Below are 9652 nucleotides of genomic sequence, written 5' to 3' on the forward strand. Positions count from 1 at the left end.
ATTCATTGGAGCAAGTCTATTGACAAGCCGAGAGGTTGAGAGAATCTAGGAGCCGTATGAGGGGAAACTTTCACGTATGGCTTTGGAGCGGAGGTGCCTGGGCTAATCCCCAGCATCGACCGTAATCATTATCAATCCAGGATGATACCATCCCCAATATTATACCGATTGATAGTGTAACTAATCCTATTGGGATTGACATGGGTCTTAAGTCGTTTCTGGTTAAATCTGACGGAACGGAGGTTCCGATTCCTCAGTTCTATAGGAAAGCTCAAAAGCGTCTTAAAAAAATCCAAAAAGCTGTCAGCAGATCCAAAAAAGGTAGTAACAACCGAAAAAGTGCGGCTCGTTCCTAGTAGGAATCTCTCGTGGTAGAGAGGGGTATGACTAGGGGGATTTGCGGGGTCAAACCCGAAATCCTAACTATTAATCGGATGTGGGTGAAAGTCCCACCACTGAGGAGACAGGTGACTCCCTATCTGGCCACACCGAGCGGGCGGCAACTCCGCAGAGTGAAGCTGGCAACAGGGCGCAATCAGTTGACCAAAAGCAGGTAGCAACACTGGCGCTAACGGGGAGACGACAAGGTCTAAGTAGTCCTATAAAAGTGTCTTAGTTGTCAACCACAACCTGAACAAACAATGTGGAATACATCCTCTACTCTCACAGCGTTGTTTTTTCGATAGCTGTAATCTCCGAGAGGAGGATAGGCAAATTGGACTGGCCTAAATCGTCATAACAATCTGATAAATGGAACGAGTAAAAACGACAGCAGAACATGGGTCTGAGGAACGGTCGAAACCTCGGTAAGTTATGCCAAACCTAATCCCCACTGTCGGGTAAGATGTGCTCAAAACTGGGCACGGGTTCTCAGAATATATTCAACAAAGTAGAGTACGGTTAGACGCATGAGTAAACATAGCGAACTATGGAAGAGTCAGAAGTGGAAGAAACTCCGCCAAAACTTATTCCGCCTACAACGAAGAATATACAAAGCGGTTCAAGCTGGCGACCTGAGGAAAGCTAGGTCTCTACAAAAACTGGTTATGAAATCCCGTTCAGCTCAACTTTTGGCCGGAGATGAAACCTTAGAAGAGTGGAGCCTTAATTAATAATTTTTAACCCTTTTGCGCAAGAACCTCAAACTGTAAAGGCTCCACTCTTCTTGCGGTAACTTCTAACCGTCCGTCAAGTGACCCAGCTAAATCAGGGAAAACGCACTGCCGGTATTGATGGAAAGGAAAACCTAAATTACCGCGAGCGAATTGAATTGGTAGAAACATTGAACCACTATGGCCACACCTGGGTTCATAGCGGACTACGAGAAGTACCAATTCCCAAAAAGAATGGGAAAATCCGGATGTTAAAAATACCAACCATCGCCGATAGAGCCTGGCAATGTCTAGTAAAATACGCCCTCGAACCTGCCCACGAAGCAACCTTTCACGCCCGGAGTTACGGGTTTAGGACTGGACGTAGTGCGCAAGATGCCCAAAAATACGTATTCAGCCACCTGAATGCATCAAATAACGGTATCAAAAAAAGGGTCATTGAATTAGACATCAAAAAGTGTTTTGACCGAATCTCCCACAAATCCATCATGGATAGGTTGTTAGCACCAGCTAACCTGAAGATGGGGATATTCAGATGTTTGAAAGCTGGCATCTGCCCGGAATTCCACGAACAAGGAACGCCCCAGGGAGGCGTGGTCAGCCCGCTACTCGCCAACATCGCACTTGATGGAATAGAAGATATACACCCATCAGTCCGGTATGCGGACGACATGGTAATCTTCCTAAAACCAAAAGATGACGCCGAAAAAATCCTCAGAAAAGTGGAAAAATTCTTAGACGAACGGGGTCTCGAAATCAGTCAAGAAAAGACCAAAGTAACCAAAACGACAGACGGATTTGACTTCCTTGGCTGGCACATGCGAGTCAAACACAACGGAAAATTCCATTGCACTCCCTCAGTGGACAATCACAGGAAAATACGCGAGAAAATCAAAACCGTGGTCAACAGCTCGAATTATGGTGCAAAAGTCAAAGCTAAAAAGTTAGCCCCTATTGTAAGAGGGTGGCGACACTATCACAAATGGTGTGATATGGGAAGCTCCCGGGACAACCTATGGTTCATGAGCAAAACGGCACACCGGAAATTCCGAAAGGAAAAGAATGTGAGTAGCCATCAAGCAACTGAGCTATGTAATAAAGCATTCCCAGAAGTAGGGTACAGACAAAATAAGCACAAGATGGTCGCAGGGACTAAGTCCCCATATGACGGAGACTTAGTTTACTGGAGTGAGCGCAACAGCAAACTCTACGACAATCATACTGCCACAGCCTTGAAGAAACAACACCATTCATGTGGATACTGTGGGATGAGATTCATAGATGAGGAAAAGATACACCTTCACCACATCGATGGAAATCATGACAACTGGAAGAAAAACAATCTAATGGCTGTTCACCAAAGTTGTCACCAACAGATTCATTGGAGCAAGTCTATTGACAAGCCTATTGGTTGAGAGAATCTAGGAGCCGTATGAGGGGAAACCTTCACGTACGGCTTTGGAGCGGAGGTGCCTGGGCTAATCCCCAGCATCGACCGTAATAGGCCGTAATCAAACTTGGAAAGGCTCACAAAAAGGTAGCCGACACCCGAAAAGATTTCCATTTTAAGACGGCAAAAGGGTTGCTAGATAACCACGATCTAGTAGTCCATGAAAAACTCAACATCAAAGGTCTAGCTAGAACCAAGATGGCCAAATCAGTTCTAGACGCTGGATGGGGTCAATTTCTTTCAATACTGTCAGTCAAAGCCGTTCGCGTAGCGTGGCCTACGGCCTTAAATGCTGGGCTGGTAGCGAAAGCAGTAAATCCTAGAAATACTAGCCAGAACTGTTCCAATTGCGGGAAGAAAGTTCCTAAAAAACTAAAAGACCGCGTTCATTCCTGCCCTCACTGTGGTTATGTGGCTGACAGGGATGTGAATGCGGCTAAAAATATCCTCAAATTGGCGGTGGGGCATCCCGTTAGCAGTAAAGCTTTCCGAGTAACCGAACCGTTGGGTGGTGTTGGAAGGAAGCCCGCGTTGTCCCGTTAGGGCAACGTCGGGAGTATGTCACTTTTTAACAAGTCCATCGGTTACACCACCGACCTCTGAAGCTGTAGTCGAGGCACTAATTCAGGCAGAGACAACAGCTAAACGAACCAAAGTCAGCCATGGCTATTCACAACTGATCGGGACTTGGCGACTAGGGTTTATTACTGGGACAAAGCGATCGCGCCAACGAGCAGGGGTGATCTTGGGTAGTGGACGATTTCTGCCAAAGTGGATCAAGATTCACCTATCCTACTCCCCATCAGAGTCTTCTCAAGACCAAGGAACGGTTCAAAATGCTGTTCAACTCGGACCAATTCAGATAGTTCTCACCGGTCCTACGAAGTTTTATCCTAAGACGAATATCTTAGCTTTCGACTTTAGTCAAATCAGGATATCGTTATCTAGTCTAACACTGTATCAAGGCTATATTAAAGGTGGACAAGACCGGGAAACTAGGTTCTATGAGCAACCCTTGAAAGAACAAGCATTCTTCACCTACTTTCTAGTGGAAAACCGTTGCATTGCTGCTAGAGGTCGGGGAGGAGGTTTGGCGGTGTGGAGCAAGTAAGCCCTAGCTGAGTTAGATAAGTTCATCAAAGGAACAGGTTTGTGCGATTGCCTTCTCTAACAGCAGACTATACTCTTGCTCATTTACCGTACAGGCACCAAACCGTTCTAGGTGAGAATTCATCATCTGAGCATCAAACAGCAAAAAGTTGCGATGGCGCAACCGTTCTACGAGCTTAACCATAGCCACCTTCGAGCCGTCCGGAATCCGATAAAACATCGATTCACCAATGAACGCTCCACCAATTACAATGCCCAAAATTCCTCCTGCCAGCTGATTTCCCTGCCAAGTTTCAAAGCTGTAGGCCCATCCAGCCTTATAAAATTGCCAATAAATTTCCTTAATTTCTGGAGAAATCCAAGTAGTTTCACGGTCAGCACAACCAGTCATTACCCCTAAAAAGTCTCGGTTAATACTGACACTAAATCGTTCCTGATTTAGGACACGACGCAGAGATTTAGGATAGCGAAAACGCTCATCTAGAGGAATTATAGCACGTTTGCGGCTTGAGTACCAGCCTAAATTACCAGTATCATCTGCCATCAGGAAATAGCCTTGAGCATACCCTTGAATTAAGTAATCAATATCGATTTCCATTAACAGAAGTGTGTGAGGAAGAACTAAATGAGTTAAGTAAAATTAAACGTAACATACTAGCGGTTGACACTTCTGTAAAAAAAAATTGGCTTTAAAGAAATCAGGTTTCTTACCTAGATTAAGGGGTCTAACTAAGTTAGTTTTGACAAACCCGGTTTTTTGACAAAGTTCTCCCCCGTCTCCCCAATCTTCCCATTCTTCCCCCTCTTCCCTTTCCACTTTCCCTTTTCCCCTAATCGTGGCAAGCTGTTGATGATTCAAGGTTGATTGGCAACAAGTGCTGTATTGGTTCGGTTCCCCCCTACTGGAGAGATAAAGTCATGGTTACAAATTCTAGTGTCAAACAGTTGCTCAAAATTTTAATCGGTGCCGCCTGGATAGACGGTAAAGTTCAGGCAGAGGAACGGGAATATCTGTATAAAGTCGCCCAGCAATATGGAGTTGCTGACGACCCAGAGATTAAACCGTTACTGTATGAACTCAAAGCTGTGTCAGCAGATGAATGCTACAGTTGGGTGGAACAATATTTAGGCGATCGCCCTAGTCCAGAAGACTATCAGCGCTTGATTGAAGCCCTCAGTGCCTTAATTTATAGCGATGGGCTGGTAGACACAGAAGAAGCCAAACTTCTCAATCGGTTGCAGTTACTCGACCCCAGCATTCCATCTCAGCAGTCGAGTAGTCAAAAAGTACTCAAAGCAATTCAAAAAATTTACCGCCGGTGGATTAATAAGCAGTTTACTGATTGATTACTGCCTCAGTAGGTCGTAAGCATTCAGCTATCAGCTATCAGCTATCAGCGGTCAGCTATCAGCTATCAGCTATCAGCTATCAGCTATCAGCGGTCAGCGATTAGCGCACGCGTGCGCGTTCAGCTTTGGAATAAAACAAGTAAGCATTGGAATAATGCTGAGTTACCTCAAGCGCGTCGTTCGCACAGCGTGGCCAAACGCGCCCCGCGTGGCCAAACGCGCCCCGCGTGGCCAAAGGCCAAGGCCAAGGCCAAAGCCTGTGCCACAAGGCTGACGGCTGACGGCTGACGGCTGAACGCGCACGCGTGTGCGTAGCGCATATCCTTACAGTAGGTCAGTGGCTAAGTGCTGGGTAAGTCCTTACCCAGCAACTCTAGCTCTAGGGTCACCCTGAGCACCCTCCTACTACACCCCACACCCAGTCAACCGGTCACCCCACCCCCTTGGGCTAATGTGACAATTTTTGATCTGGCAAGTGGTTGGCAACTCATGGAATGTTACTAGCGTCAAATTACTCAGATTGTGCCGAAATTATTGCTATTAAACAGGCGCAATCTGGTTTTTTATGCTTATTTTGAGCAAAAAAAACAATTTTATTGAACCTAGGAACATCTAGCATCTGATTGGTTCTATTTACTTAAGAACACATTAATTTAAGAGAATGCCTTCCATGCTTAACCTAAATCATTTTCAATCAGGAACTGCTGCTGTTTTAGCCCTTGGACTCACCGCCACCACCATGGCTCCCCTAGTCGCACCTGCTCCCTCCTTGGCCCAAAGCACTAACTTTATCGATGTTTCATCCAACTACTGGGCAAGTGAGTTTATTGGGGAATTATCCCAGCGTGGTATTATTGCCGGATTTCCTGATGGCTCCTTCAGACCAAATGCACCAGTGACCCGCGCTCAGTTTGCGGCAATGCTGCGTAAAGCAAATCAAGATTTCAATAAACCCGCCATTCGCGGTGGCAACACTTTCGTGGATGTTGCTTCCAACTACTGGGCAAATCCTGCCATTCAGGAAGCCTACCAAACCGGATTTCTAAGTGGTTATCCTGGTAATATCTTTAGACCTGAACAAAATATTCCCCGTGAACAAGTTTTAGTTGCCCTTTCTAATGGACTGAATTTCTCTTCCACCGGTTCTACCTCAGAGCTGATCAGTTTCTACCGGGACGGCAGCCAAATTTCTAACTTTGCCCGTGCTCCCATCGCTGCTGCTACAGAAAATAGTTTGGTGGTTAATTATCCTAACGTCGCCTTTCTCAATCCGACTCGGAATGCAACTCGTGCAGAAGTTGCAGCTTTTATGTACCAAGCGCTGGTGGCAACAGAACAAGCTCCAGTGATTAGCTCCCAATACATTATCGATCCCAATCCAGCACCTGTAGCCTTCACAATTCCTGCAGGTACTTCTATTCCGGTTAAGTACAAAAAAGATAAAATTCTGCTCGCCCAAGAGGAAACTATTCCCCTAACCCTGACAGTGGATCTAAACATTACCACTGCTGATGAGGGCAAGTTGCTGATTCCTGCTGGTAGTGAAGTGGTTGGCGAACTGCGTGCAACAAAAGAGGGAGCTCAGTTTGTAGCTCAGCGGCTGTTGATCAATGGTGAAACCCTATCCTTTAATGCCACCTCTGAGGAAATTACCACCACTGAAACCATTCGCAAGGGTAGCAATCCAGGAAGTATCCTAAAAGATGCAGCAGTTGGTACCGCTGCTGCCGCTGCTATCTCTGCCGTTACCGGTGACCGTGCGATCGCTACAGAAGAAATCTTGATTGGAGTTAGTTCTGGTATCGCTTTAAATATCGGCAAACGTTTATTCGGTAGCAGCAGTGTTGACCTATTTGTGGTTGAACCAGAAACCGACTTACAGCTTACCATCGACTCTGACTTGGTGATTAGCAGTCGGTAACTAGATATGTGGATAGTTAACTGTTGAGAGGTTAATAGATTAACCAATCACAGCCAACCTCTCAACGGTCAACAACAACTATCTACTGACCAATTACTAAAGGTCTACTAAGCGTAAGTCAACCAAACGATAAAGGTTGTTCCAATCCTTGAGTTATCTTGACCATGACTAATGGATAATTCCCCATTTTCCTCAGTCGATAGTAGTTTGGCGGGACTCAAGACTTCAATATCACCCTGCATGTATGCCATGAGTTCTTTTGCGATCGCTAATCCTAAACCAGTGCCAGGGATAGGACCATTAGCTTGAACTCCCCGATAATGCCGCTCAAACAGATGGTCTAAGTCTTCTGGAGCAATACCTGGACCAGTATCACTAATTGCGATCGCTATGGCATTACCATGTGAAAGCCATTGTCCAACACCAACTTGGATATCAATTTTTCCCCCAGCTGGGGTGTACTTCAAAGCATTGTCAATCAAATTACTCAAGACTTCCCGTAAAGCCTTAGGATTCCCTTTCACCAAAGGTAAGTTAGGGGCAATAGAGCAATGCAACTCCAAATTAGCCTCTTGAGTAATAGCGTCAGCAGATATAAGCAAGGGTTCTAAGACATCCTTGACCGCAAACAGTTCCAAAGGAACAGTTTTGTCCGTGAGTAGGGGAAATTCCCCTAGGGTGGAGTGTGGTTCGGAGTGACTAGTTGGGTAAATCTCCCCAATATCATCTGATTGTGGGGATGAAGAAGCCTCAGCTGTAGCTACAGGTAACGTGAGGGATGCTGTATCGGTTTGGTTCATGTCCAGGCAAGCATCAAACTGTTGCAGCAACTCCTGTAAGCGATCGCTTTCTCGTATAATGCTCGAAGCCACTGGATAGTTTTTATCTCCTGGTACCAGTCGCTTCAGCAGTAGCTTACCAAAGGTTCGTAACGCCATCAGGGGATTACGAAATTGATGCAGCAGATCATCGAGCATATCCCGTTGTTTTGCCTGTAGACGTCTTTGCTGAGTCAACTGCTGCTCAAACCAACCTTGACGCTGTTCTATGACATATGCGATCGCTAAGGTTCTAGCAATGCGTTCCACACTTGCCTGTTCTGTGTGATTCCAAGGTCTATCATCACGAACACTCACCAATAATCCCATCACTATCCCTTCATGGATTAGAGGTAAAACGATTTGGTGCTGCTGCTGCAGAGAATTTTCAGATCCTACAAAAGAGGTTGAACCCAAATCTTGCTCTTGGTTATTTCCCTGAGGGAGTAGCCGAGGTAAGCTGCTGGACAATCTAGGAATCTGATCAATCTCACCTATTTTCTGTGGCAAAACCCAGTCAGGATCACTCATATCCCGCACGGTACTTGTTTCCGGATAAACTACCACAGGAATTAGCTTTGCCTGATTGCCCTCAACGAATTCTTCCGTTAAATATACAGCACCACTAGCTGCTCCCAGTCCTTGGGTTAATAAAGCCACTTGGTTTCGACACAGGGAGACAAATTCTGAACTGACGCGAGTGAACATGAGCTATAGATGAGTGATCTGGGTTAATCCTACTGGAAGTTAAGCCACTATCAGCTTTACTTCTATAATGTCGAACCCCTTAACTAGCGAGGGGGTCTGGGGGAGTCCATGTATCCCCCAGGCTGAGCGGGTGGGTTCGATGCCCACCCTATAAGCATTTACCATTGTCACCTCAGTGTGGTAGAATAGGGGATATGTTGATGATGAACTACACATACAGGATTTATCCCAGTCAGGATCAACAACAGATCCTCAAAGACTGGCTTGAGACTTGTAGACGAGTCTATAACTACTCATTGAGGGAGTTGAAAGACTGGATTGCTAGTCGTAAATGTCCTTAGGTGCGCTTTCCGTTGGCGAATTAAATTCGCCACGGGTCGCACCTGTGGATAGGTGTTCCATTGACAAGGAATACATCATTCCTGCCGATACACCGTTTCCTAGTTATCACCGTCAACAAAACAATCTACCCAAGGCCAAGAAAACCAACCCATTTCTAGCTTTGGTGCATTCCCAAGTTTTGCAAACAACCGTTAGGCGGTTACATGACTCATGGGAAGCAATGCAGTCTAGAGGGTTTGGGTTTCCTAGATTCAAGAAACGCGGGCAATACAAATCATTTGTGTTTCCTCAATTCAAATCTAATCCAGTCAGTAATGCACATATCAAACTTCCAACGAGGTGCGCTTTCCGTTGGCGAATTAAATTCGCCACGGGTCGCACCTCAAGATTGGCTTAGTTCCGATTCGGCTCCATCGGGAAATCCCCGAAGGATTCCAGGTCAAACAGGTTAGAGTCTTGGCTAAAGCTAGACAGACACAATGGTATGTTGTTATATCGATGGCACTGGATGTCGATATTCCTGATCACCCTGCTGTAGGCAGGGCAATCGGAATCGACCTTGGGTTAGAGAAATTCCTGACAACTTCAGACGGTTTCACAGTTGAACGGCCTAAGTTTTTCAAGTCACTGCAAGGCAAGCTGGAATTGCTGCAACGCAGAGCAGCTAGAAAGCAAAAGCGTTCTAATAACTGGGAAAAGGCACAACTGAAGGTGGCCAGACTACATCAAAAAATAGCGAATACTCGCAAAGACTTTCATCTGAAAACAGCCCATTTACTCTGTGACCAAGCTCAGACAATCTTTGCAGAAGACCTCAACACAGTAGGACTCAATCGAGGGA

General features: G+C 45.8%; 14 protein-coding genes and 2 pseudogenes. 12 read left to right on the forward strand and 4 right to left on the reverse strand.

Annotated elements, in window-relative coordinates:
- The first annotated feature begins 188 nt into the window (after positions 1-188).
- From F6J99_RS35325 to F6J99_RS35350, 7 genes and pseudogenes are all read left to right on the forward strand, one after another.
- The gene (locus F6J99_RS35325) at positions 189-356 is read left to right on the forward strand and encodes a transposase (protein ID WP_293120191.1); all 168 of its coding nucleotides are present in this window, start codon (positions 189-191) and stop codon (positions 354-356) included.
- Between the two features lie 80 nt (positions 357-436).
- A complete protein-coding gene (locus tag F6J99_RS35330) occupies positions 437-616 on the forward strand; it encodes a hypothetical protein (protein WP_293120175.1) in 180 nt (59 codons plus the stop codon).
- A gap of 292 nt (positions 617-908) precedes the next feature.
- The gene (locus F6J99_RS35335; RefSeq protein ID WP_293120177.1) at positions 909-1112 is read left to right on the forward strand and encodes a reverse transcriptase N-terminal domain-containing protein; all 204 of its coding nucleotides are present in this window, start codon (positions 909-911) and stop codon (positions 1110-1112) included.
- Positions 1113-1186: 74 nt separating this feature from the next.
- A pseudogene (locus F6J99_RS45850) lies at positions 1187-1273 on the forward strand (reverse transcriptase N-terminal domain-containing protein); the annotation flags it as partial.
- A 9-nt stretch (positions 1274-1282) separates the two neighbouring features.
- Positions 1283-2527 carry a reverse transcriptase domain-containing protein gene (locus F6J99_RS35340; protein ID WP_365974922.1) on the forward strand — a complete coding sequence of 415 codons (1245 nt, stop codon included), beginning with the start codon at positions 1283-1285 and terminating at the stop codon, positions 2525-2527.
- An 89-nt stretch (positions 2528-2616) separates the two neighbouring features.
- Positions 2617-3105: pseudogene (locus F6J99_RS35345) on the forward strand (transposase); the annotation flags it as partial.
- A complete protein-coding gene (locus F6J99_RS35350; protein WP_293120179.1) occupies positions 3077-3673 on the forward strand; it encodes a hypothetical protein in 597 nt (198 codons plus the stop codon). The pseudogene F6J99_RS35345 and the gene F6J99_RS35350, both read left to right, overlap by 29 nt.
- Positions 3674-3685: 12 nt before the next feature.
- On the opposite strand, the gene aat is transcribed toward F6J99_RS35350, so the two are convergent.
- Entirely contained in the window at positions 3686-4270 is a 585-nt protein-coding gene (aat, locus tag F6J99_RS35355; RefSeq protein WP_293120181.1) for a leucyl/phenylalanyl-tRNA--protein transferase, read from the reverse strand.
- A gap of 42 nt (positions 4271-4312) precedes the next feature.
- A complete protein-coding gene (locus F6J99_RS35360; protein ID WP_293120183.1) occupies positions 4313-4531 on the reverse strand; it encodes a hypothetical protein in 219 nt (72 codons plus the stop codon).
- 59 nt (positions 4532-4590) lie between these two features.
- On the opposite strand from F6J99_RS35360, the gene F6J99_RS35365 reads away from it, so the two are divergent.
- The gene (locus tag F6J99_RS35365) at positions 4591-5019 is read left to right on the forward strand and encodes a TerB family tellurite resistance protein (protein ID WP_293120185.1); all 429 of its coding nucleotides are present in this window, start codon (positions 4591-4593) and stop codon (positions 5017-5019) included.
- A gap of 165 nt (positions 5020-5184) precedes the next feature.
- On the opposite strand, the gene F6J99_RS35370 is transcribed toward F6J99_RS35365, so the two are convergent.
- The gene (locus F6J99_RS35370) at positions 5185-5325 is read right to left on the reverse strand and encodes a hypothetical protein (protein WP_293120187.1); all 141 of its coding nucleotides are present in this window, start codon (positions 5323-5325) and stop codon (positions 5185-5187) included.
- A gap of 358 nt (positions 5326-5683) precedes the next feature.
- Between F6J99_RS35370 and F6J99_RS35375 the strand changes: the two genes are divergently transcribed.
- Positions 5684-6943 carry an S-layer homology domain-containing protein gene (locus F6J99_RS35375; protein WP_365974916.1) on the forward strand — a complete coding sequence of 420 codons (1260 nt, stop codon included), beginning with the start codon at positions 5684-5686 and terminating at the stop codon, positions 6941-6943.
- Positions 6944-7050: 107 nt separating this feature from the next.
- On the opposite strand, the gene F6J99_RS35380 is transcribed toward F6J99_RS35375, so the two are convergent.
- On the reverse strand, positions 7051-8469 hold the full coding sequence (locus tag F6J99_RS35380) for an ATP-binding protein (protein WP_293120189.1): 1419 nt from the start codon (positions 8467-8469) through the stop codon (positions 7051-7053).
- Between the two features lie 203 nt (positions 8470-8672).
- Here F6J99_RS35380 and F6J99_RS45855 point away from each other — a divergent pair, with 203 nt between their 5' ends.
- The 3 genes from F6J99_RS45855 to F6J99_RS45865 all read left to right on the forward strand — a co-directional run.
- Complete coding sequence (locus F6J99_RS45855; protein WP_365974918.1) at positions 8673-8810, forward strand: helix-turn-helix domain-containing protein; 138 nt, start codon at positions 8673-8675, stop codon at positions 8808-8810.
- Positions 8801-9208 (forward strand): hypothetical protein, encoded by a 408-nt coding sequence (locus F6J99_RS45860; protein WP_365974920.1) that lies wholly within the window; start codon positions 8801-8803, stop codon positions 9206-9208. The genes F6J99_RS45855 and F6J99_RS45860 overlap by 10 nt, the downstream gene beginning before the upstream one ends.
- A gap of 23 nt (positions 9209-9231) precedes the next feature.
- The coding region (locus tag F6J99_RS45865; protein WP_365974924.1) for a transposase at positions 9232-9652 on the forward strand (421 nt) is incomplete at its 3' end.

It is taken from the genome of Moorena sp. SIO4G3, assembly GCF_010692305.1.
Taxonomy (GTDB): Bacteria; Cyanobacteriota; Cyanobacteriia; order Cyanobacteriales; family Coleofasciculaceae; genus Moorena; species Moorena producens_A.

Coding starts and splice junctions, on each gene's coding strand:
- F6J99_RS45855 (WP_365974918.1), top strand. CDS start 8,673: ATGAACTACACATACAGGATTTATCCCAGTCAGGATCAACAACAGATC.
- F6J99_RS35380 (WP_293120189.1), bottom strand. CDS start 8,469: ATGTTCACTCGCGTCAGTTCAGAATTTGTCTCCCTGTGTCGAAACCAA.
- F6J99_RS35365 (WP_293120185.1), top strand. CDS start 4,591: ATGGTTACAAATTCTAGTGTCAAACAGTTGCTCAAAATTTTAATCGGT.
- F6J99_RS35335 (WP_293120177.1), top strand. CDS start 909: ATGAGTAAACATAGCGAACTATGGAAGAGTCAGAAGTGGAAGAAACTC.
- aat (WP_293120181.1), bottom strand. CDS start 4,270: ATGGAAATCGATATTGATTACTTAATTCAAGGGTATGCTCAAGGCTAT.
- F6J99_RS35375 (WP_365974916.1), top strand. CDS start 5,684: ATGCCTTCCATGCTTAACCTAAATCATTTTCAATCAGGAACTGCTGCT.
- F6J99_RS45860 (WP_365974920.1), top strand. CDS start 8,801: ATGTCCTTAGGTGCGCTTTCCGTTGGCGAATTAAATTCGCCACGGGTC.